Raw genomic sequence first — 23,691 nt, forward strand, 5'->3', positions numbered from 1 at the left:
CACGAATTCGTCACGCCTTAGCCAGCGAGCGAACATCGGCTGCTACAATACTCAGGTCATCATTGAACTGGTGACCGCCGACGGAAATTTCACGAAAAGTCGCCCATTCAAGTTGCTGCCTATACATGGCTAGCTGGGCGATTGGAACTTCCTCATCGTCGTGACAGTGGTAAAAGAACAATGGTATATTCTTGTCAAGTTTTTCTGCAAAATCCTGGCGTAATTTGAAAGGTTTCACCCAATCTTCGCTTCCCTCCCAGAAAGGCGTTGCTACCAGGAAAACGGCTTTAATCCTTCGCTCAAAGCTGAATTCGGAAAGGCACGCTAACAACATGGAAGCGCCGAGTGAGTGGGCCACTAATATTACACCGTCTTTGCTTTCTGATATTGCTTGATTGATTTGCTGCCGCCTTCCCAGGTCCGGCGATCCGTCATCAGGTAAAAAAGGATAGTGGAAGACATACGACGGCTTCAAATAGCCTTCCAGCGACTCGACCAGTTTTTTGTCGGCCTCATAGTCTTCCATTGATCCCCCGCCGTGAAAGAATATCACTTGATTTGCCATCATTTCATTTTAGCATACGTTGAACTCATAAATTAAATAATTCTTTTTAACCGGTTTTCAAGTCATGCTAGAAAAGACCTGAAAAAGTTTATTGCTTATTTTTTCCCAACTGTTTGCGCGTATTCCTTTCTGTATTTCATAGGCGACTATCAGGTTCTTCTTTTCTGAACCAATGGGGCAGGTTTTTACCCAACAAAAACACATCTCCTGCGCTATACTCTCCGATGTGATCACCAACAAACGCTTAGCCGCTCCCGACCGCTTCTATCAGCAGCTCATATTCCTCGTGCTAGTGCCAGGGTGTTTCGAAGAAAGGCGTCGTGTAGGATCGTGCCACAAATGAGGTGCTATTGTCTAAAGGTAATTTTTGAACAAGAGGTTCATCTGTTATGTTTTACAATTCCGGCACATACTTATGCCAGATGTTCAAAATAACATATAAAATTGCCATAATAGCGATGGAATCAACATTTAATTTCCCGGTACTTTGTCTTGTTAATATTTCAAGAAGATTTTAGCTATTATTGAGCATTCGAACATTTTATATATGGAAACAAGACTTAGTATCACGGATAAAACTGATTTTGAAAACGATGGGTTTTTGATCAAGCGGAATTTTTTTAGTCAGGAGGAGATTGAGTTGCTTTATGGCCTGGCGACTGATGAAAGTGTAACAAGCCACGCATTCGATTTGAAAGATACAGCCGGTAACCGGACCAAACTGACGCTTTGGTTTACACCTGGCGACGATTCTTTCGGGCTTATGTCGCGATCGGAGCGGATGGTGAAGGCTGTGGAGCTACTGCTCGGAAATGAAGGCGAAGTTTGCCATTTTCATTCAAAGGTTATGCAAAAGGAGCCTAAAAAAGGAGGGGCGTGGGAGTGGCACCAGGATTATGGTTATTGGTACAAAAATGGGTTTCTATACCCGGAAGCGATGATTTCAGTGATGGTAGCCCTAAGCGATGCTAACGTAGAAAACGGGTGTCTGCAAGTTTTGAAAGGAACACACAAAATGCAGCGTTTTGAGCATTCATTTGTAGGCGAGCAGCAAGGAGCAGATCCGGATTTCGTCGCAGAAGCCGAAAAAAACAGTGAACTGGTTTATGTGGAGCTAAAAGCGGGAGATACTCTTTTCTTTCATAGCAACATTCTCCATCGTTCGGATGCCAACCTGTCGGACAAACCCCGGTGGTCGGTTATTTCGGCGTACAATTTATCATTCAACAAACCGTTCAGGGAAAAAAACACGTCGTGCATTGAACCTGTGAAGATGGTTGCGGACAGCCAATTACTGGAAAGCGGGAAACAGGTCGTGACACAAGCGGATTTTTTGAGCAAGGATGCTGAAATCACATTACAGGATTTAAATCGCTCTTAATTGGGATTTTGATGCGCATTGAACTTGAATATCTTCCTGTTCTGCCTGAAAATAAATCGGTTGGTATTGGTTGCGTAGGTGCGGGCTTTATCATGGCCGACTGCCAGCTGGTAGCCTACCGGAATGCGGGGTTCAATCCCGTGGCCATCACCTCGCGAACATGGGCGAACAGCCAGAAAGTAGCGCAGCGGCACCAAATTGGAAAGGTATATGCGACTTATAGTCAAATGTTCGCCGATCCGGAAGTGGAGGTAGCAGACATTGCCGTGCCGCCTGACGGCCAGCTCGCGGTGGTGAAAGAGGCTGTCAAACACAAAAACATCAGGGGGATATTAGCCCAGAAGCCGCTGGGGATGAATTACCAGGAGGCTTTGGAAATTGTCCGGATTTGTGAAGATGCGGGTGTGGTATTGGGTGTAAACCAGAACATGCGCTACGACCAGTCGGTAAGGGCTTGCAAAGACCTGTTAAACAAAGGATTACTAGGAAAACCGGTATTTGGCTCCATCGACATGCGGGCCATCCCGCACTGGACGGGCTGGCAGGCGGACATGGGCTGGCTTACCCTACGGGTGATGAGCATTCATCATCTGGATACCTTCCGGTACTGGTTTGGCGACCCCAAAAGCGTTTATTGCAGTGTCGCCCAGGATCCGAGGACGATTTCAAAATTTGCCCATGACGACGGTATTGCACTGTACATTCTCGAATATGAAAATGGCATGCGGGCTTCGGCCTGGGACGATGTGTGGACGGGTCCTGCCCGCGAAGGTGCTGAGGAAGACATTTACATCAAATACCGTGTGGAAGGCCTTGACGGATTGGCCAAGGGAAGTATTGGCTGGCCGAATTATCCTGCGCATAGCCCAAGCACACTGGATTTCACCTGCAAAAGTATGGCAGGATGCCAACGTCCGCGCTGGGAGGAAGTATGGTTTCCGGATGCCTTTGCCGGGCCGATGGCCCAATTGCTGGTTGCATTGGAACAAAATAACGAGCCTGAGATCAGTGGGAGGGATAATTTGAAAACAATGGCCCTGGTAGATGCCTGCTACCTTTCAGCCAGAGAACACCGGGCCGTTGAAATTGCAGAAATATATTCTTGAAAATGATCTTATGATTCAGGTTGGAATTTTTACCGGTTATTTCCCTTACGATCTGGCCCAAACGGCTGCCCGGATCCGGGAGCTTAATTTCAATACCGTGCAGCTGGACGTATCGTTCAAGGACATGGATTTGTCGACGAATGCTTTTGATGCTGCAAAGGCCAGGAAAATCAGGGATACTTTCAGAAGCAGCAACTTACCCATCTGTTGTATTTCGGGTTATACCAATCTGGTACATCCGGTACCAGCAAAACGCAAGGCAAACCTGGACCATCTCAGGCAGATTATACGCTATGCGAATGAACTCGGATCTCCCTATGTGATCAGTGAAACAGGGACATATCATGCAGAAAGTGATTGGGTTTCGGATCCAAGAAATAAAACCCAGGAAGGTTATACGGAATGCCGGGACGTGATTGGTGAGATTGTTGCCTTTGCCCGCCAGCACGGCGTAACATTCTGTGTAGAAACTTATGTGAACAATGTCATCGGGTCGGTGGAAGAAACCCTGCGGTTGTTTGCCGATATCAACCATCCGAATCTGGGACTGTTGATGGATCCTACTAATTACTTCGAAGAGCACAACATTGGGGCGATGGACCTGACATTAAACCGGATTTTCGACGCATTATCAGACAGAATCAAGATTGCGCACGCCAAAGACGTCAAGCTGGCCGAAACTTCGGTGGGCGTGTCAATGGCTGATATCGATGGCGACGAGGCGCATGCACTCCGCGGCGTGGGAATGATCGAGTTGCCTGCACCGGGATTGGGTTCGCTGAACTACGACTTGTATCTCCAACGACTTGCCCGGCAACATCCCAACATCCCAATCATCATTGAGCACCTGGAAGAGGCAGATGTGCCGCGAGCCAAACAATTTATGGATGGCAGATTGCTTGCCAATGGCCTCTAAGTCAGAGCAAACCAAATATAAACCCGTCAGAGAACTTATTTCAATATGACAAAACGTAACTACCGTTCGCTGGCTGGTTTCTGTTCCGCGGCTGTTTTAGTGGCATTACTCATTGGTTTTGCGCCAAGGACACCTCAGCCTTCTCATGTAGAAGACGAATGGAACCACTACGGTCATGACGCTTCCAATAATAAATTTTCTCCCCTCTCGATCATCAACACCACGAACGTCGGCCAGTTAAAGGAGGTTTGGAGTTACCAGGACAGCAAAGACGGGTCCAGCATTTTGTTCAATCCCTTAATCGTAAAGGGCAAAATGTTTGCCTTTATGCCAAGCGATAAGCTGGTGGCCCTTAATCCTGAAACGGGAAAACTCATTTGGGAATTTTCTCCCGACAGTACCGATGTGAGTACCTGGACCAGAGGGGTAACTTTTCACCCGGGAAAAAGTGGCAGACAAGATGCGCTGCTTTTTGTGTTCGGGTCAACGCTTTATTCGATCAATGCCTCCACGGGAAAGTTAATCCAAGAATTCGGGGAGCAGGGCAAGGTTGATTTTTATACTGGGCTATCCGTTGAGCCGGCCATGAAAAAGCGGGTGCATGTTACCGCCAATGCGCCGGGGGTTATTTATGGGGATTTATTCATTGTGGGCTGCAAGGTTCCCGACGAGCTTCCATCTACATCAGGCGATGTGAGGGCTTTTAATGTCAATACCGGGAAGATGGAATGGGTTTTCCATACCATCCCACGGGAAGGCGAATTCGGGTACACGACCTGGCCCAAGCATGCACGCCAGAAAAATGGGGGCGCTAATTGCTGGGGCGGCATGGCCCTGGACGAAAAACTCGGCATCGTTTATGTCCCTACTGCCTCGCCGTCCTTCGATTTTTACGGGGCTGACCGTGAAGGTGAAAACCTATTTGCCAATTGTTTACTGGCACTGGATGCCAAAACGGGCAAAAGAATATGGCATTTTCAAACCACGCACCATGATCTATGGGACCGCGATAACGGATCGCCGCCTAACCTGGTGCAAGTAAAACATGACGGCAAGCTGATCGACGGCGTAGCATTGGCGACCAAAATGGGCTACGTTTTCCTTTTCGACCGGAAAACGGGTAAACCGTTATTTCCAATCGAAGAAGTGCCGGTACCGACCAAAAGTGATATGCCGGGCGAAAAACCTTGGCCCACCCAGCCAATCCCAACCAAGCCCGGCCCATTTTCCCGTCAGGGTTTTAAGCCGGAATATTTCAGTACCATCACTCCTGAGGTTACCCAATTTATCAAAGACCAAATCGCAGAAAACAAATATAATACCGGCATTTACGAACCCCCTGGCCTGAATGGCTCACTCATTGTCCCCGCTGCGCATGGCGGTTCTAACTGGGGAGGCGCATCATTTAACCCCAATTCCGGGGTTATGTTTGTCAATGCGGTGGATATGCCCTGGTTTCTGCAACTGAAAGACATTAAGTCCCTGAAAAAAGACAATGATGAAAGCGGCGAAAATCTTTTCAAGATGTATTGCAGCAGCTGCCACGGTGCAGATCAGAAGGGTACTAATTTCGGGCCGGATATTACTTTGAAAGTGAAAAACTATGTTAGAAAGGATCTTGAAAATTTTATCAAGAAAGGTGCAGAGCCAATGCCTTCCTTTCAGCATTTACCCCAGCAGCAGATCGACGCCATCACGGCTTATCTGAAAGGGATTAATGCGCCCGCCATTGCCAAAACACCAGTTGAAAGTGAAGAATCGGGGACGAAAGAGCCTTACGGGTTCTCAGGATACGAATTTTTCAAAGATCCGAATGGAGTTCCTGCAATCAAACCGCCGTTTGGCACTTTAAATGCTATCGATCTTAATTCCGGCGAAATTCTGTGGCAGGTTCCGCTTGGCGTGGATAAAAAGCTGGCTGCCATGGGCATTAAGAATTCCGGACTGTTCAACCGCGGCGGCGGGATCGCTACCGGCGGCGGGCTTATTTTTATCGGCGCCACGGTAGACCAGATGTTCCGCGCCTTCGACCAGAAAACCGGAAAATTGCTTTGGGAAAAAGAACTGCCGGGAAACGCTACTGCTGTCCCGTCCACGTTTTCGATTGGGCAAAAACAGTATGTCACGATCGCGGTCAGTCCTAATCCGGGCAAAGGCTATCATGGAGGTTATATTACTTTTAGTCTGGAATAAGTAAAATATACGATAGCTGTTATACGCTGGTTGTATCGCTTCGATCCAAGCTCATTGTCAGCCAATCACTCTTTTATCTTTTGCAACAAACTTTGCAAACGCCATCAGAGCACCTGCCACCATGATATTTCTGAAAATATTTACCATTTCAAGCTCTTTTTCTCTGTCCAGATTTGCAGACATTAAACCGGCGTCCAATTCGTGGCCCATTGACCTGGGCATGTGGACCAGAACTGCCATTAAGATAACGTAAAGGGCCATCAGTACATAGCTCAACTTGTCGTACTTGCCGATTACCGCGCTGATTATGAAGGCACTGATGCATACCAAGGTAAAATAATTCCAGAAAAGCGGGAAGGGAATATAGTCGGGAACGAATGATGCCCCCACTTCTGGTTTGCCTAAATGCAAGCCCACATACAGCAAAAACGACAGCGGGAAAATGTATCTCCCCAGGTTCAGAATTTTATCCATCTGGTAGGAGATTTAATTTGTTGGAAATGGAATCAAGGGACGGATTTCCACCGAGCTGTTTGGGTATTGAAGGATCGGACAAGTCTTGGACCACTCCTGCACCTCATGAAAACTATCCGCTTTACAGATTAAAAAACCGGAAACCAACACGCTGTTTGCTTCTTTGTAGGGATTGTTTGTATCGCCGGCCGAACTTACGATCGTTCCGTTGTACTCCATGGGAGCGGTGTGCACCAATTTGCCCTGCATGGCGATACTGCCAATCCAGGCTTGCCATTTGGGCATGTCTTCGGCCATTTCCTGTGAAGTCGACAGATAGGCATTTTCAGCACTTGCATTTCTGAATAATAAGAGATACTCTTTCATTGTCTGAAGATTTGATTGTTGTTAATGAATCAAATTTCTGCAATTAAGATCGTATCGATGATGACAAAAGTCTATGTTTTATAAGCCGCTGAAGCCAGGCGTTAGGCCGATTGCGTTTCCGTTCCTATACGAATGCGTGGTTCAGAAATGCTACCAGCGGTTGGACGGTTTCCAAACTGGAAGTAATGTCAGCCAATGATTTCTCGGAAACCAATGCCTGGTCCGAAAGATTGGTAACAGCGTAATAACCTTTCATTTTCAAATACTCAATCGCTGGACTGTTTTCTTCAAATCCTTTTGGGGCGCGGCTCAGCGTTTCCGGTGATTGTATCCCATTCGCATACGTTTTCAGAAACGGCCCGGCTGATACCAATTTTTGCCATTCGGTAAAGTTATATTCAATTTCTTGCCTGAATTTTTGCAAATCCTCCGGCATTGGCATGTACGCCCCGCCGCCGACAAACGATGCACCGGGTTCCAGTTGAAAGTAATAACCTGCGTGGTTCCCTTTTTTACCACCAGCATTGACGATCAAAAAGAAATTGGTCTTGTACGGGGATTTGTCTTTCGAAAAACGGATATCCCGGTTGATCCGGCTCATACAGTTTTTAGCGACCAGGTTTGCAACAGCAATGTCCTGGTCAAAAGCGGAGATACCATCAATCAGTTTCTGTGAAAAATCCAGAAAATTGGCCCTGGCGAGCTCATAGGCCTTCCGGTTGTCGTCGAACCATTCTTTAACGTTGTTTTTTTTCAGGTCTTCCAGAAATTTCAGGGTTGCTGCTTGTATCATACGTGTTTGTCAATTAAACGGGCTAAGTCTTAGAGATGCTGGTGAGACAAAAGTCCTTATGCTCCCTAATCTCATAAGCATTATCTCCGCTTGCTTTACTGTCCCGGCTAGTTGAGATTTCCGCCGACGGGCAAGCGGCTTGGCACATTTGCGGGAACCGATTTGTCGAAAGAATGGTCGGTGAGCGCACGCAGGAATTCCACCAGATCACTGCTTTGGGTAACCCTGGGTTTAAGCAGCGAGTCGAGCTGGTTGACTTTTACATTCGAATTAAGCGCAGCTCCGCCATCACGCACCAAGTCGTAAAAATTAAGTACCTCCTCCAAAGTCTGTTGTTTTCCGCTGTGCATATATGGTGCGGTGAGGGAAACGTTACGCAAGGTCGGTGTACGGAATGCATAATTGTCATCCTGCCCTTTATCCGAAAAGCCTAGTTTTTCATTGTCGACCACACCGAGCACGTGCGTTTTGTAATCGCTGAACATGGGCCCATTATGGCAAGCATTGCATCCATTTTGGAGGAAAAGGACCATACCCCGTTTTTGGGCGTCACTCATCGCCGATTTTTCCCCTCGCTGATATCGGTCGAATGGACTGTTGTTTGCCAAAAGAGTTCGTTCATATGCTGCAAGGGCCTTACCCAGGTTTACCGCAGTGACGGCCAGCTCTGTCTTAAATGCCTCCTTAAAAGATTTGTTGTAGGTTGGGATTGCCCGAAGCCTGGCAATGACACTATCTATGGCATTGGTCTGTGTAAACGCATCGCCGCGCATTTCCTCGAAAGTGCTGATCGGCATCAGCGACTGATTTTCCAGCGACTTTGTCCTTAAATCATAAAACATCGGCGCATTCGCCGGATCGTAGTTACTTCCCTCGTCAATGCCGTTGAATGCCACATTCAGAAGGGATGGTGAATTCCTTTTGGTTAACGGGATTTTACCGGATGTTGTAAAGTGTCTGGTTAGCCCCTGCCCTTGTGCTCCAACGCCCAGAGGAAGTTCCAGCCCATCCGAATATCCGAAATTCGGGTGATGGCAGGTTGCACAAGCAACATCTTTATTCCCTGAAAGGACGGGATCGTAGAACAGGAGCTTGCCCAAGGCGATTTTTGCGGCAGTTTGGGGATTATCTGCGGGGGCGTCTGTCATTAGAGGAAGTGCCCCAAAGCTTTGCTGAGGTGCTACGACCAGTTCTGCAGGCTGGCAGCTGTAAACGGATAAGACGTAAATGGCTGTTATAATAATAGAGCAGGTGGTTTGGAAAGTCTTCATGATATAATGATTAGAATGCATACCCGAATGAAAGCGCAAGGTTGTTTCGAAGCAAAACAGCACCGTTTTCTGGTTTAAACAGCGCCCTGTAGTCGATTCCAATGCGGTAATCGGCGCCGACCCGGAAGCCGAAACCCAGCGAAGCGGAAGGCATGATGCCGGTTAACCGGTCTTCAACGGTCTTGTCCGAATAGCGAATGACAAGTTTTTCTGTCCAATACTGCGCACCAAGACCCAATGACGCAAAAAAGGCTCTTTTTGACTGGTAACGAAAACCAGTCGCTACCATCATCAGGTCCGCGGTCATTGCACCGCTTTTTCTTCTGAAGAAATGACCATATCCAAGCTGGGCGAAGAGGGTATTTCTCGACTTAGTCAGCTCCTTGCTGATTTCACCGCGCATACCTGCGCCTTGTGCATAAAGGTTTGATTTTGGCAGCTGAGGATTGACGAGCCCATCGGCGTAAAGCGCGTAATTGAACGGTTTTTGGGCAGTTACTTGTGTTACCGCAAATGCTGCAACCACGATGATAAAAATGGTTTTCATGAGATTGTCTGTTACATGGCACAAGAAATCTGCTCAGACTAGTTCGCAGTCATGTGCCAATATTAAACGATTGGGTTGCTATTCGTCCAGCCAGGTTTTGAATGCAGGGGCTTTTTCGCGGCTGACCAGCACATCCTGAGCCGTTTCCGGACGCAGGTCTACTTTAAGTTTTCCGTTAAAATAGGTATGGATCTTCTGAATCGCCGTGACCCTGGCAATGAATTGCCGGTTGAGCCGAAAGAAACAGAGCGGATCCACCATCGATTCTAATTCTTCCAGGGAATAATCGATCAGAAATTGCCTTCCGTCGTTTCCAACCAGGCACGCCAGTTCATTTGCAGTGTAAAAGTAGGCAACCTGCTCCTGGTGAATCGGAATGAGCTGTTCTCCATTTTTGACCAAAAACCTTGTTTTATGCGTTCTGCGACGTATTTCGAGGCTTTCCAGCAATGAATCGATTTTCTTGGCATACACCTCCGGCGCGAAGTCCTGTTTAAAGTTCTTGTATTTTTGAATGGCTTCTTCGAGCTCCGGTAATTTGATCGGTTTCAGCAGATAATCAATGCTCTTGACGCGGAATGCCTTGATTGCATATTCGTCGTAGGAAGTCGTGAAGATGATCGGGCTGTGTGCGGGGAATGATTCAAAAATCTGAAAACTTAATCCGTCGGAAAGCTGGATGTCGGAAAATATCAGATCTACCTTCTCACCCGATCTGAACCAGCGCTTCGCGGCCTCCACACTTTCCAGCACACCGGTAATCTCTATACGCAGATCGAGTTTTTTGATTAGTTTTTCCAATCGTTCGGCCGCCGGGTATTCGTCTTCGATGATCAGGGCTTTCATGGGTACAAGGAATGTGTTTCAAAATCGGGACAAATCGAGATGCTAAATCAGCTGATTGATCAGAGGTATTTTCACGGTAAAAAGTGCCCCATCCTCGATCACTTGCACACGTCGTTCCGTCAGCAGACTGTACCTGTTAATGATATTCTGCAGCCCGACACGCGTTGACTTCTCAAAGATTGTCTTTTCCTGGATATTGTTTTTTACCACCAAATACTGATCACCTTCCTGATGAATGCTGATTTTCAAAGGGTTTTCTTTTGAAACCACATTGTGTTTGATCGCATTCTCGATCAGCATCTGAAGACTTAGCGGCGTGACGTGCTGCCGGTATGTTTCCGGGGCAATATGTTTCTCGACCAGCAAATTATCCCTGAACCTGATTTTATTGAGATACACGTATGCATCCAAAAAAGCGATTTCTTCTTCGACCAATACCGTATTTTTATTTCGACTTACCAACACGTAACGGTACACGTCCGAGAGGCGTTCGAGATACTTCTGGGCATCTGTGTTCGTGTCGTCAATTAATGCGGCAAGCGTGTTCATACTATTGAAAAGAAAATGCGGATCGAGCTGGTTTTTAAGGACTTCCAGCTGGGACTGCACGCCTTCGCGCATCAGGGACTCTGTTTTCCGGACATTCGCTTTCCACGCTTCAAAAAAGTAAATCGCCTCGTAAACCAGGTAGACAAGCACCGTTGGGATCACGCTGATCCGAAAGCCCATCAGGTTGCCTTGTTTGTGCAGGATGCCTTTGCACAACACTTCGTCCAGAATGAAGGTCGCCGCCAATGTATAAATAAGGGCCATTACCGACTCCAAAAGTAGTCTTTTGGTCGTTTCGCTATATTTGGGGAACAACCGGCGCATGCTTACAATGATGTACCGGTTGCCTTCCCAAAGCGCCAGTGTCGTAAAAAACGAGATGACCACGGCAGCAAAATAAGTGTTGTTCATTTCTCCAAAATCTTCAAAATGAACAATCATTGGTATGGCGAACGAAAAGAACGGAATGCCTACGAGCCGCAGTTTCAGGTCATTCAGTTGATACTTTGATTCAGTCATCGTTTCCAAAAGCAATATTGTAAATGGTTCAAAAAGAAAATTTCAAGCCTCACATGCGGTATTACTTAACGTTACAAACCTAAAATTCGTAAATAATTGGTTGCAAAGGCTGGCGTCCCAAAATTAAATACATGGAACGCAGCCTAAGAAACGGAATGTCTCAGAATGTGAAGCGCACCATTGGGACAGGGAAAAATCCTTGCTGGTATTCCGTAGCAATGCTGTTGGTCCTCGCATTATAAGTTTGCTGAAATATGTTTTTGTTCGCACTCACATTCTGCAAGTCAACGGCGACTTCGAGGGTACTCCGGCGCATTTCTTTCCGGTAAGCGAGGCGGAGATCTGTGCGGAAATAGGCACCTTGTTTTTGTGAATAGGCTTGATTTTCATCATAAACTGCCTCGCCACGTCGGCGGGATGCGTCCAGGTTAAGTGGGGAGGTATATTTTCCGCCCACAAACGATGTTTTAATACTGGCACTCAGCACGCTGCTCCGATTACGCCCCACCTTAACTTCCTTGCCGGCCAGCACATTGACAACATACCGGCTGTTGAAAGCCGTATTCCGTTCTACACCGTCGCTGCCTTTGTATTTGGAATCGAAAAGGGAAGTAGTCACCAAAAAATAGTATCCCTGGCTGAAATATTTCTCCAATGTCAGTTCAATTCCAATGTTCCTGCCCGTTCCCTCATTGACAAGGCTGTCCTCATCATCGTTAGCGAAGGTGCTTCCTGAGTTCAATGTTGAAAACGAGGAAATTCTTCTTTCAACCGGCACATCATACAGGGATTGGTAATAAGGCTCGATTTTCAACAAAAGGTTTTCAGCAAGCCGGTTTTCGTACCCCAAGGAAAAATGGTGGCTTCGGGTAAAGTCGAGGTCTTTATTGGTATAAGCAAGGCCGCTCTCGGTTTTTGTTTGCACAAAATACGTGTAAATGTTTTGTGCCTGACTGTTCAAACCGTATCCCAAACTAACCGATTGCCCGTTTCCGAAGGAGTACTGCAACCCGAATCGCGGTTCGATAGCAAAATTGTCGTTGAGGCTGAAATGCTGCGCGTGAAGACCCAGGGTCATCTGTAAGTTTTTTGTCATTCTGTATTTCCACTGCCCGTAAGCCTGTGTCAGAACGGTATTTTCTCCTTTTACATCGACCCGCACAGTATCAAACCGCCCGCCTCCGAAGATATCCCGGTTATACAAGTCGAAACTGAGCAGATCTGACGTGACGCCTCCGTAAAGACTGTGCTTGGCGTTGACTTTGTGCCGCACATTCAGGACAGCGGATGTTTTCCTGGTCTTAAACCTGGCCTGGCCACTAGCAAATGCTTCACGGGTGACCACACTGATTGAGTCTCCGCTGAAATCCTGATCGGTATTGCTGGTCCCGAGTGTCAGCTTGGCAAATGTTTTTGGGGAAAGATTGTATTCGTAGCTAAGTCCGAGAATATTGGTCTTGTATTTCACCCGGGTATTTTCATTTTCGTTTCCATATAGGTTGGTATCTGTAGTATCCACGTCGTTACCCAGGAATTCGACGTCGCTCTGCCCCAAAATACCAAACACAGAAAGTTTGCCTTTTTTTCCTGTTGGGACAGATACTTTGAAATTCAAATCCTGGTAATTGGGGACCGCACTTCCTGTTCCAAAATTGATACCCAGCGCCTGAAAAAGGCCCAGCGTCGAATACCGATAATTAATCAGGTAGGAGGCTTTTGAGTTTTTGGAGAGCGGTCCTTCCGCGCCTGCTTCAAAACCATTGAAGCCTACCTGGCCAAGAAATTCGTGTTTCTGGTTGTTACCGTCACGCATCCGGAGATCAAACACCCCGGAAAGGGCATTGCCATACTGCGATGGAAAAGCGCTCGTAATAAAGTCCGATTTGTCCAGCGTATTGTTATTGAGCAAACTTACCGGCCCACCCGTGCTGCCCAGGGAGCCAAAATGGTTCGGGTTGGGAATGTTAAGCCCTTCCAGTTGCCATAGCATCCCGGCAGGGGAGTTACCGCGAACCACAATGTCGTTACGTGAATCATTGCCTGACACGACGCCCGCAAAATTCGCGGCCATCCGCGAAGGGTCACCCAATGCTCCTGCGTATCGCTTGGTGTCGTCGATGTTGAAAGACCGGCCTCCCACGAGTGCAAGCTCATTATTAGTTTTGCTTTTATCGCTCTTTCTGTCTGCGGTGACAACGACCTCGTCTAGCGAACTGACCATTTCTGTCAGCATTACGCTGACAATCACTTCTTTGCCCGCGGTGACGATCACGTTGGACAGGCGGTTTTCCTCATACCCTACGGAAGAAATCCGGAACGATTGCCTTCCGGTGGGTACGCCTGTGATCTGGAATTCTCCGTTTACATCCGTGATAGCACCCTGCGGGTTTTTTCCCTCCTCCTGAATAAGCAAAACAGACGCACCGATGACCGGCGACTGAGTAACCTCATCGCGGATGATACCGCGGACTGTTTGCGAAACTTGTTGGGCCGTCAAAGGCCTCATTGCCAAAAGCGAAATAATGAGTAGTAGGTAGTTCTTCATAGCCTGTTCGTTTATTTATTGACAAAACAAATTTGACGATAAGGCATCGTTACTACAATCCAAAAAACGGGTAACCGTAAAATCGGGGGGGCGAAGTGACGATTATGGAGGTGTAACCGAAAAAGGGAATCCATGTACAAGACTCCACCGTAATTGGGATTTGCTAATTCAGCAACCCAGCGCTCCATTGCAGTGCATAGGCGGTTTTGTAGTATTTTGTTTTGAGTTCAATCAGTTTTTGTCTGGCTTCCAACGCTTTATTTTCCCGGCTATTGATCAGGAAGAGTGAGCTTTCTCCATTGGAAAACCTTATTTCCTCCGCTTTTACCAGTTGCTGATAATTGGCGTAATTTAGGCTTTGCAGGTCAATTTGTTCTTTGAGGATATTGAACTCGTTATAATATTTCCTGACTTTAATTTCCAAATCAAGCTGCTTTTTCATTTGTCCCAGGCGTGTCTCCTGAATTTTGAGCTGAGCCTTTTTATATTCTCCACGTCCAGCCGAAAGCCGCAAAGGTATTTCGAACTTGAAACCATACTGGTAGTTATTATCGAAGATTGCGTATTCTCCGGCGCTGGCCAATGCATTGTACCCCTTGCTCATATGGTTGTAACGGAAGTCGGCTTTGGGTAAAAGCTCCTGGAATTTGAGTTTTTTCTCAATATCCAGTGCACGAAGTTTAAAATCGTAGGTCCTTAGTTCGGGATGCGATTGTGAGGCAGCAGAAAGCAGGCTAGCCAGGTCCAGGTCGAAGTCTTTGATATTTTGCGTATTATCCCAGTCGGCCGGAGGGATAACCGTGTCGGGCAAAGTATAGGGTTCACCGGTATCACTCCATAGAAATGCAGAAAGCTGCAATCCTGCATTGCGGAATTCCAGCAGGTATTGATTTTGTTGGTACTGAAAGCTTTGAAGTTGGGCCAATGTTTCAATGGTATCAATAGCAGCACGCTCGCCATTCAGCAGAGACTTGCGGACAAAATCCTGCCTTTGCGTATTGACTGCCACGTTCGCCTGCACGACCAGATACTGATTATAGTAGCTTACCCACTGCCAGTATGCATCCATAGCATCCATGAGCAAGTCATTCAGGACCAGTCTTTGCTCGGTGTCGGCCAGCGACCTGAAAATCCGGGCCTGTTTTAGGAATGCACGCCGCTTATCCATCAGCAAGTCCCGGGCAAGCGGAACGCTCACACCGAGAAAAGCCGATTGCCCTTTCGTCATCGTCGGGTCGAGCCGCTCTCCTGTGTAATTGTCCACTCCGCTGTGCACCTCGATCCCATACCAGGTTGGAATGGTGATTTCGGGCGATGTCCTATTATAATAGTTAGTGCCGTCAAAGCGTTTGCGGGAGACATAAGCGCCAAGAACGGGGTCGAACCCGCCGCGGGCGATCAGCAGGTCGGCCTGCGCTTTGTCAATGTGGATACCAGCCTGCTTTGCGACCGGATGGAACTTCCGGACGAGCTCCATCACCTGCGCCGCGTTCAGTGTTTTGGTAGAATCCTGTGCCGTGGCCGCATTTAAAACCGCTAATCCGACCAGGAAACTCAATGTTATTGCCAAGCTTTTCATAAACAGGCCTAGTTTATTTTTCTTTACCCGGATCTTTCGGCCCTGGTTCTTTCAAAGTGTAGTAATCGGGGGGGAACCCGTTAATGTTCCGCCAGAGCTCATACCATACCGGCACATCTTTCAGCAGCGCGATGGCCTGCGCTCCTGTTCCCAGTTTCAGTTGCTGCGGCCAGGGCCGGTCAGCGGCGTCTTCGGCCACAAGCACCCGGAACATCCCGTTCGCGCTAATCGTATGCTCGAATGCGACCACCTTTCCCCCGAAAGTCCCATAGCTGTTCTCGGGCCAGCCACTGAAGATGATGGCTGGGAAACCGTCGAACATAAACCTGACTTTTTGCCCGATGCTGATCAGCGGAAGGTCTACCGGGCGCACGTACATTTCAACTGCATAATTGACCCTTGTCGGAACGATCACCGTAATCCGTTCCCCATCTTTGAGTATCTCGCCGATCCCGGCTTTGTTGGCCTGGACGATCTGACCGTCCTGCGGTGCCAGGATTACATACATGCCGTTCCGGATGGTGTAATTGGCTACCTGGTTTTCCAGCTTCGCCATTTCCCCTTGTCCGGAAGCGATATTGCTCAGGCTTTGCAGCCGGTCGCCTTCCGCCTTGCTGATCTTTTCGGCATACTCCTGCTGCACACCGTTTTGTTCGATCTCCACAATGATCATCTCCTGCTTAGTCTGGGCAATTTTATTTTCAGCTGCTATTTTTTTAGCCAGGGCATTCTGAAAAGTGGTATTGCGCTGCTGAAGCTGGGTTTGAGAAACAAGCCCCTGTTCGAACATCTTCTGCTGGCGCTCGTATTGATCCTTGGTCAGGTTAAATTCATTGGTGACGGCTTCCAGCTCTGCCTGCTCGCCGGTCAGCTTGTTATTGAGCTGGCCCAGCTTGTTTTCGAGTTGCTTGATTTTGAAGGTTTTGGCTGCCTGCAATGCTTCCATTTGTGAAACCGATGTGGCCGCCTTTCCCTTATAGAAATTGATCGAACCTTTTTTTGCTTCTACCTGCTGCTGGGTACGGCTGACGAGATTGGGGTCCAGATAATCCTCTTTGATCTCCGATATCTGCATGATCGTGTCACCTTTTTTTACAAAGTCGCCCTCCTTCACAGCCCATTTGACAATTTTGCCCGGAATCGGGGAATTGATATTTTGGGACCGCTGCTCTTGGTAAAGCGAAGTGATGTCGCCCCGGGCTTTGATGTTTTGCGTCCATGGTAAAAAGAGCGTCAGTCCAAGTAGGGCAATAATACCGTAAAACCAATACCTGACCTTACTCTCCTGATCGCGCAGGTAAATGGCATCGAAGGATTTGAGCGGGATTTTATAATTGACCTGATCCATTTTCGATGTTTCGGGTTATGGTTGCTGTTGCATTACTGAGCATAATATGGTATTCGCACCGTTGCAAAAATTCAGGGTCGTTGCTTGCAACGACGACCGTAGCCTGGTTTGGCTTACTTAACAGGTATTCCATCATTTTCTGCTTTTCAAGTCCTGTCATGCCTTCCCACGGATCTTCCAGCAACAAAAGGACTGGATTGTCCAATAATGCCCTGAGCAGGGATATGCGCTTAATATACTGACTAGGCAGGTTTTTGCCGTTGGGATCGACCTGGGTCTCGAATCCCTCAGGCAATAAATCCAGAAAACCGGCAAGCCCTGTCTTTTCGGCCAGACTGATAATTTCCTCTGAGTTGATGTGGTTTCGGCCTACAATGATGTTCTCCCAGACCGAGCCAATGAATATATCTTTCTGATTGAGGTACATACCGGTTTTCTTTCGGAGCGATGGCAGCCTGAAATTGCTCAGAGGGACTTTATTGAACAGCAAAGAGCCCGAGTATTGTTGAAAGTGCCCGCCCAGAATTTTCAAAAACGTAGATTTGCCTGACATGTCGGCGGTAGAAACACCCACCAGGCTCCCCGCGGGAATGTGGATATTCACATTGCTGAATATGCTTTTGTCGTATTGAAATGAAAAGGAAAAATCAATCAGGTCGATGCCGACGCCTTTGTAGACGGAATCCAAGGTAACATTTCCTTCCTTTTCGGAAAGATTTTCGGTTACAGTCGCCAGTTTTTCCAGGCCAGTTGCCACATCATATACACTGTCCAGATTGATGATCAATTTCTCCACTGCGTCAATGACAGTAAGTACAACGATTTCAGCCGCAATGAATTCACCGACATTGAGTTGCTGGCGGAGCAGAAGATAAGAGCCTCCTGCCAGCATCGCCAAAGTGATAGCTACTTTTGTGAAGACCAGGGTTTTATACTGAAAAAGCAATACCGAGAAGTGATCCGTGCGCGATTGCAGGTACCTGCTCACATTCGTATCTGTTCTCGTGAGATTTAAATGGGCGTCATAGCCAAGCTTAAATGGATTGATAACCCTTGCCATTTCTTCAAGCCAGCTCACGGTTTTGTATTTGTTAACGCTCTCTTGTAAGCTGGTTTTTAGTCCATTAGCGCCAGTTAGTCGGAAAATCAATGATAACACAAAGATCAGGGTCAGTCCGAACACAATGAAAAAAGGGTGATAGAGAGCTAGCAAAACCAGACCGAAAATGATCTGTATACTGGCCACTGGAACGTCCAGCAGCAGCTTGGACAATCCCTTTTGCACATTAAGCACATCGAAAAAACGGTTTACCTTTTCAGGAAGGTAAAAACCATCCGTTTTCATCAGGTCGAAGCGCGGGATCTTGTCCGCGAACTCAAAAGCATAACGCGTAAATATCTTCTGCTGGATTTTTTCTATGATCTTCATCTGATTGATCTGCATCAGACCGACGGCGGCGACTCCGATCACCACCAGAATGATCAGTACATAAATAGATGTTACCATTGATGCCCCCAACACAAACCCAATAATGGCTTGAATACCAAGGGGAAGGCTTAGATTAACAAGGCCGCTCAGCATCGCATAAAAGTAAATTGCTCCAACGTCGGACCGGTCCAATAAGATCAGGTTCCATAATCTTTTAAAGGGATTTACCTTTTCCATAGAGGGATTGTTTTCTAATCACAAATATAATAGTACTCTAATAAATAATAGTAATACTATTATAAAAGAAAGTAAATATTTTTTTATTGATATAATAACTATTGATGATTGATATTTTACTATTTTCGTTTAGTTATAGACGCCACATGGATTTTCAGGTCAGTTTTCATTTAAACGATAAGGTCTTTTTAAAAGACCCGGAAAGCAGCGAGCTCGGCAAGCAGCTCATCAAGAGTGCGATAGACCTGATCTATGAGTTGGGTTTTGAACATTTTACTTTTAAAAAGCTGGCTGCCGAAGTCAATACAACGGAGGCTACTGTATACCGTTATTTCGAGAACAAACATCGTTTATTGTTGTATATTCTCAACTGGTACTGGCGCTACATGGAGTTCCTGGTCATGTTCAAGCTGCAGAATGTCACGGATAGAAAGCTGAAATTGCAGACCATTATTGAGCTGCTGACACAAGAACTTCCAGAAAGTAGCGGTACAATGGATTACAATAAGAGATATCTGAATCAGATCATCATTACAGAAAGCAGTAAAGTGTATCTTGTAAAGGAAGTAAAGGAGATCAATAAATCAGAGGTTTTTAAGCCATATAAAGATCTGTGCGCGAAAATCGCTGAGGTAGTCAGCGAATACAATCCTGATTATAAGTATCCGAGATCATTAAGCAGTACACTGATTGAAGCGTCGCATCATCAGCAGTTTTTTAGCAATTATCTACCTAAGTTGACCGATGTGAACGGGTCGGAAGAGAAAAACTTTACTGCCGGGTTTTTAACGGATTTACTTTTTAAAGCACTCGGAAAATAGATGGTTTGTTTCTGTAATGTAATGATTAACCAGGTTGGCTTCCGTTTCCCAGCAAACATATTTTTCCCTTTTTTATTGATCTTTCTTGCTTTCCAGCATAGTTTCAGCCAGCAAAAGACAATATGGAAAATAGGAGAGGCTGATAATTCACCGTCAGGAATGGCGCTGGCGCCTGACCAGTTTAAACGTTTTCTGGAAAAGGATTTTGGCTATGAGGATAATTTTTTTCTGATAGGCCTATCAGATGCTCAGAAAGACTGGCCTTATGTGCTACCCGGACCAGTGAATGGATGGGGTGGTACGGGTAATACTTCGGGAATCAGGTCCCACTTTCTGACTGTTTTATTTGACATTAAAGACAAACCGGCTTCCGGCAAATGGGAGTTAGTGGTAGATATTTTGGAGACAGATTCTATTTCCGCGCCATTTTTCAAAGTCGTTATCAATAGTAAATCGTGGGAGTTTAAGCTTGCGAAAGGATCTGGTTTTAAAGACCCTGGTAGATTCTCAGCTAATCCCAAAGAGCAGCTTATCAAAATTGATATCCCGTCGGAGCTGATCAAAACAGGTACCAATGAAATTGTAATGACGACCCTGCAAGGCGGATGGCTCGCATTTGACCAGCTCAAACTGGAAGGCCCTGCCCCGGCTCAGCTGTCAATGCCCGGCAAAGTGTTGCTCCGGAATGTTAAAGCTGCTGAATATGAGTTGAATGTGGACGGAAAGCAGGTGCAACCTTTATTGATCGATGTAACGCAGCTGAAAGGCGAGCCGGTGATTGAGGTTAAGCTGGATGGAAAATTGATTTTGAACCAAAAAGTAGAACAGCAACGCTACATGCTCGAGGCGCCTATGCCTGCGGTTACCCAACCCAGGTCAGGAACATATCAGGTTTTCGCAGACAAACAACTTATCAGCTCCGGAAAGATCGAGCGAGGTAAAAAGAAGTTTCGAACGCCAGCGGGTTATGTGAATACGATGCTGGGTGCCGGGCATTCGAGATGGATGATTGCGCCCGGCCCGTGGATGCCTTTTGGAATGGTTAAGTTGAGTCCTGACAATCAAAACGGTGGATGGCAGGCGGGATATGATCCTACTTTTGAGTCTATTGGTACATTCAGCCATATTCATGAATGGACGATGACTGGGTTGGGTGTTTTCCCCACTGCCGGACCACTGCAAGTCAAAATGGGTGATCAGAATAATCCGGATGAAGGCTACCGGTCGCGAATCGACAAAAGCAAGGAGGAAGCGCCATTGGGTTATTATAAAGTAAATTTAACCGACAATAACATCACTGCCGAGCTCACCGCTACAACTCGTGCGTCATTCCAGAAATATACTTATCATGAAAGTGCGGTCGGACGCGTGATGGTTGACCTTCAGATTCCAACCGAATATGGGTATAAAATCAAAAACGTCAAGGTCGACAAAGTGAGCGCACAACGCATTGAAGGGTATTGCGATCAGCTTTCAAACGACGTCTGGTCCGGCGGGATCGATCAGCAATATAAGGTGCATTTTGTCATCGAATTTGACCAACCTATTAAAAATCATGGAGTTTGGCTAAATAATGAAGTAAAACAACAAACCAACCTTTCGGCTGACAGTGCCAGAAATGCTGGCCTGTATTTTGAATTTGATACAAAGGAAAACAAGGTTGTCCAGGTAAGGTCGGGGATTTCGTACGTGAGCGTCGAAAATGCCTTGCTCAATTTGAAAACAGAAATTTCAGATCCATTTGGCTGGAATTTTGAGCTGGTTAGGGGCAACCAGGAGAAGGTTTGGAATGAACTGCTTGGGCGCGTATCCATATCCAGCAATGACAAACGGGAAAAGGAGCGTTTTTATACCAATATGTACCGCTCACTCGCAAGCAGGAATACATTCAGCGATGTGGATGGGAGCTGGCGGGATGCCGATGAGGTGGTGAATAAATTTCAAAATAAAGATGACGTGGCATTGGGTTGCGACGCTTTCTGGAATACGTTCTGGAATCTGAACCAGTTTTGGAACCTTGTCACGCCCGAATGGTCCAACAGGTGGGTAAAATCTCAATTGGCCATGTATGACCGCGGAGGCTGGCTGGCAAAAGGCCCGGCAGGTATGGAGTACATTCCGGTGATGGTGGCCGAACACGAAGTGCCGCTGATTGTTGGCGCTTACCAAATGGGGATACGCGGCTATGATGTGAACAAAGCTTACGAGGCCGTCCGAAAGATGCAAACGACTCCTGCTGAATCGATTGGAGGTGGAAGGGCAGGCAATGAGGATTTGACAACATATCTGAAACATAGGTATGTACCTTACGATGAGGGCAGGTTTTCGAATTCACTGGAATATAGTTTTGACGACTATTCAGTTTCCCAATTTGCAAAAGCATTGAATAAAAAGGAAGACCATCAAAAGTTTGGCAAAAGAGGAAACTGGTGGAAAAATGTAATTGATCCCAAAACCGGTTTTGCGCGGATGAAGGATGCAAAAGGTAACTGGCTTGCAGATTTTGACCCTTTTAAATCTGGTGCAAATCATCATTATGTTGAAGGAAATGCCTGGCAGCTGACATTTTTTGTCCCGCAGGATGTGCCTGGATTAGCCAGTGCGATGGGCGAAGCTGAGTTTGTGAAAAGGCTGGATTGGGGCTTCCATGAAAGCGTAAAATGGCGTTACAATGGCCCAAATGACCAATATTGGGATTACCCTGTAGTTCAGGGAAACCAGCAGTCGATGCACTTTGCATTTCTGTTCAATTGGGTCAGAAAGCCGTGGCTGACACAAAAATGGAGCCGCTCCATATTGGATCGGTATTACGGGTACGAAGTTTCGAACGCCTATCTGGGGGACGAGGATCAGGGGCAAATGAGCGCATGGTTTGTGATGAGCGCGCTCGGGATTTTTCAGACGGATGGAGGGACCCGTGTCGATCCTATCTATGAAATCGGAAGCCCTATGTTTGAAAAATCTGTCATCAACTTGGGAGAACAATTTGGGAGAGGTAAAACCTTTATTATTGAGGCGAAAAATACTTCCCGAAAAAATGTTTACGTGCAAAATGCAGTATTGAATGGCAAGCCGCTCAAAAACTTCTGGTTCAATGCTTCTGATTTATTAAAAGGCGGGTCCCTGGTTTTAGAAATGGGCCCGGTGCCCAATACCAATTGGGGAGGTGGGGTACCTCCGGTTGCGAAATGAGGTAAGCTAGTTGGTGCTCCAATTTTGACGGTTGGAAGCACCAAAAGCCTTATTCAGAGAATATGTAAATTAGTTTTCCTTTAACTCGCCTTCCCAAACCCCCGACGCCGCGGTTTCCCTCGCGAATTCTGAAAAATCCTTTGCTTTTCTTCCAAGTGCCCGGAAAACGTCATCAGTAATGTATGCGTTTCTGCCATCTAATACTTCCTCAAAAAGATAGCTGATGAACCCGATTGCGTCTTCCGGAACTTCGTATTGCCGCATCATTTGCTGATAATCCTGGCTGCTGATTTGTTCATAATGGATGTTTCTGCCTGTGGCAGAGGCGATTTCCTGGACAGCTTCCTTAAATGTAAGCAGGCGTGGCCCGGTAACCTCGTACAATTTTCCGTCATGGGCAGTATTGGTGAACGCTGCGACTGCGATATCTGCAATATCATCCACATCTATAAATGGTTCACCCACATCACCCACGGGCAGCGTCATGTAGCCACCGGCAATAGGATCCAGCAGGTAGCCTTCGCTGAAATTCTGGTTGAACCAGCTTGCCCGGATGATCGTGTAATTGACACTGGCATTCATTAAAACCTGCTCGGTAAGCTGCGCTTCTTCCTCGCCACGGCCAGATAAGAGCACATATTTAAGAATCCCTGCTGTCTTTGCCGATTCAATCAGCGAACTTACCACGTCGACGGCGCCGGGAACGGCCAGATCGGGTTGGTAACTGATGTAGATCGCATCCATCCCTTCCAATGCAGTGCCCCAGGTTGAACTATCCAGCCAGTCGAACGACGGTGTTGCGCTGCGGGAACCAATCCGTACCGAAATTCCTAATTGGCTGAGTTTCTCAGCTACCCTCCTGCCTGTTTTGCCTGTCCCGCCAAGCACTAAAACCTGTTTTGTGTTAATCTCCTGAAAGTTTTTCATGTTCCTATTTTAAATTGAATATTAATTTCATTTCAAAATTAGGATGACCTCGATGGGCAAAATAGAACGAAAACGACAGATTGTCCT

19 protein-coding genes are annotated in these 23,691 nt (G+C 46.8%); 6 read left to right on the plus strand and 13 right to left on the minus strand.

Annotation, left to right across the window (positions count from 1 at the left end):
• Positions 1–10 precede the first annotated feature (10 nt).
• A complete protein-coding gene (locus FHS68_RS19040) occupies positions 11–568 on the minus strand; it encodes an alpha/beta hydrolase (RefSeq protein WP_229211975.1) in 558 nt (185 codons plus the stop codon).
• Between the two features lie 544 nt (positions 569–1,112).
• Between FHS68_RS19040 and FHS68_RS19045 the strand changes: the two genes are divergently transcribed.
• The 4 genes from FHS68_RS19045 to FHS68_RS19060 are packed head-to-tail and all read left to right on the plus strand — an operon-like array spanning position 1,113 to position 6,161.
• Positions 1,113–1,946, plus strand: coding sequence for a phytanoyl-CoA dioxygenase family protein (locus FHS68_RS19045; RefSeq protein WP_167273509.1), 834 nt, complete (start codon positions 1,113–1,115; stop codon positions 1,944–1,946).
• 11 nt (positions 1,947–1,957) lie between these two features.
• Complete coding sequence (locus tag FHS68_RS19050; protein WP_167273512.1) at positions 1,958–3,052, plus strand: Gfo/Idh/MocA family protein; 1,095 nt, start codon at positions 1,958–1,960, stop codon at positions 3,050–3,052.
• The gene (locus FHS68_RS19055) at positions 2,991–3,968 is read left to right on the plus strand and encodes a sugar phosphate isomerase/epimerase family protein (protein ID WP_229211976.1); all 978 of its coding nucleotides are present in this window, start codon (positions 2,991–2,993) and stop codon (positions 3,966–3,968) included. The genes FHS68_RS19050 and FHS68_RS19055 overlap by 62 nt, the downstream gene beginning before the upstream one ends.
• A 45-nt stretch (positions 3,969–4,013) precedes the next feature.
• On the plus strand, positions 4,014–6,161 hold the full coding sequence (locus FHS68_RS19060; RefSeq protein WP_167273517.1) for an outer membrane protein assembly factor BamB family protein: 2,148 nt from the start codon (positions 4,014–4,016) through the stop codon (positions 6,159–6,161).
• Positions 6,162–6,218: 57 nt separating this feature from the next.
• Here FHS68_RS19060 and FHS68_RS19065 read toward each other — a convergent pair whose 3' ends face one another.
• The 11 genes from FHS68_RS19065 to FHS68_RS19115 all read right to left on the minus strand — a co-directional run bounded on the left by FHS68_RS19065 (position 6,219) and on the right by FHS68_RS19115 (position 18,664).
• Positions 6,219–6,635, minus strand: a complete 417-nt coding sequence (locus tag FHS68_RS19065) for a hypothetical protein (RefSeq protein ID WP_167273520.1) — start codon at positions 6,633–6,635, stop codon at positions 6,219–6,221.
• Positions 6,636–6,647: 12 nt separating this feature from the next.
• Positions 6,648–7,001 carry a YciI family protein gene (locus FHS68_RS19070; protein WP_167273523.1) on the minus strand — a complete coding sequence of 118 codons (354 nt, stop codon included), beginning with the start codon at positions 6,999–7,001 and terminating at the stop codon, positions 6,648–6,650.
• A 124-nt stretch (positions 7,002–7,125) separates the two neighbouring features.
• Positions 7,126–7,794, minus strand: coding sequence for a DUF2461 domain-containing protein (locus FHS68_RS19075; RefSeq protein ID WP_167273525.1), 669 nt, complete (start codon positions 7,792–7,794; stop codon positions 7,126–7,128).
• Positions 7,795–7,901: 107 nt separating this feature from the next.
• On the minus strand, positions 7,902–9,065 hold the full coding sequence (locus FHS68_RS19080) for a cytochrome-c peroxidase (protein WP_167273527.1): 1,164 nt from the start codon (positions 9,063–9,065) through the stop codon (positions 7,902–7,904).
• A gap of 10 nt (positions 9,066–9,075) precedes the next feature.
• Positions 9,076–9,612, minus strand: coding sequence for a hypothetical protein (locus FHS68_RS19085; RefSeq protein ID WP_167273529.1), 537 nt, complete (start codon positions 9,610–9,612; stop codon positions 9,076–9,078).
• 78 nt (positions 9,613–9,690) lie between these two features.
• Positions 9,691–10,458, minus strand: a complete 768-nt coding sequence (locus FHS68_RS19090) for a LytR/AlgR family response regulator transcription factor (protein ID WP_167273532.1) — start codon at positions 10,456–10,458, stop codon at positions 9,691–9,693.
• Between the two features lie 42 nt (positions 10,459–10,500).
• The gene (locus FHS68_RS19095; protein WP_167273534.1) at positions 10,501–11,526 is read right to left on the minus strand and encodes a sensor histidine kinase; all 1,026 of its coding nucleotides are present in this window, start codon (positions 11,524–11,526) and stop codon (positions 10,501–10,503) included.
• Positions 11,527–11,686: 160 nt separating this feature from the next.
• On the minus strand, positions 11,687–14,071 hold the full coding sequence (locus tag FHS68_RS19100) for a TonB-dependent receptor (RefSeq protein ID WP_167273537.1): 2,385 nt from the start codon (positions 14,069–14,071) through the stop codon (positions 11,687–11,689).
• Between the two features lie 163 nt (positions 14,072–14,234).
• Complete coding sequence (locus FHS68_RS19105) at positions 14,235–15,650, minus strand: TolC family protein (RefSeq protein WP_167273539.1); 1,416 nt, start codon at positions 15,648–15,650, stop codon at positions 14,235–14,237.
• A 13-nt stretch (positions 15,651–15,663) separates the two neighbouring features.
• On the minus strand, positions 15,664–16,998 hold the full coding sequence (locus FHS68_RS19110; protein ID WP_167273542.1) for an HlyD family secretion protein: 1,335 nt from the start codon (positions 16,996–16,998) through the stop codon (positions 15,664–15,666).
• A complete protein-coding gene (locus tag FHS68_RS19115; protein WP_167273545.1) occupies positions 16,979–18,664 on the minus strand; it encodes an ATP-binding cassette domain-containing protein in 1,686 nt (561 codons plus the stop codon). The genes FHS68_RS19110 and FHS68_RS19115 overlap by 20 nt, the downstream gene beginning before the upstream one ends.
• A 146-nt stretch (positions 18,665–18,810) precedes the next feature.
• Here FHS68_RS19115 and FHS68_RS19120 point away from each other — a divergent pair, with 146 nt between their 5' ends.
• On the plus strand, positions 18,811–19,485 hold the full coding sequence (locus FHS68_RS19120; RefSeq protein ID WP_167273547.1) for a TetR/AcrR family transcriptional regulator: 675 nt from the start codon (positions 18,811–18,813) through the stop codon (positions 19,483–19,485).
• A 75-nt stretch (positions 19,486–19,560) separates the two neighbouring features.
• Positions 19,561–22,677: a glycoside hydrolase family 92 protein gene (locus tag FHS68_RS19125; RefSeq protein WP_208408369.1), complete on the plus strand. Its 3,117-nt coding sequence runs from the start codon at positions 19,561–19,563 to the stop codon at positions 22,675–22,677.
• A 69-nt stretch (positions 22,678–22,746) separates the two neighbouring features.
• Here FHS68_RS19125 and FHS68_RS19130 read toward each other — a convergent pair whose 3' ends face one another.
• Positions 22,747–23,604 (minus strand): NmrA family NAD(P)-binding protein, encoded by an 858-nt coding sequence (locus tag FHS68_RS19130; RefSeq protein WP_167273553.1) that lies wholly within the window; start codon positions 23,602–23,604, stop codon positions 22,747–22,749.
• Positions 23,605–23,691 lie beyond the last annotated feature (87 nt).

The organism is Dyadobacter arcticus (assembly GCF_011762185.1).
Taxonomy (GTDB): domain Bacteria; phylum Bacteroidota; class Bacteroidia; order Cytophagales; family Spirosomataceae; genus Dyadobacter; species Dyadobacter arcticus.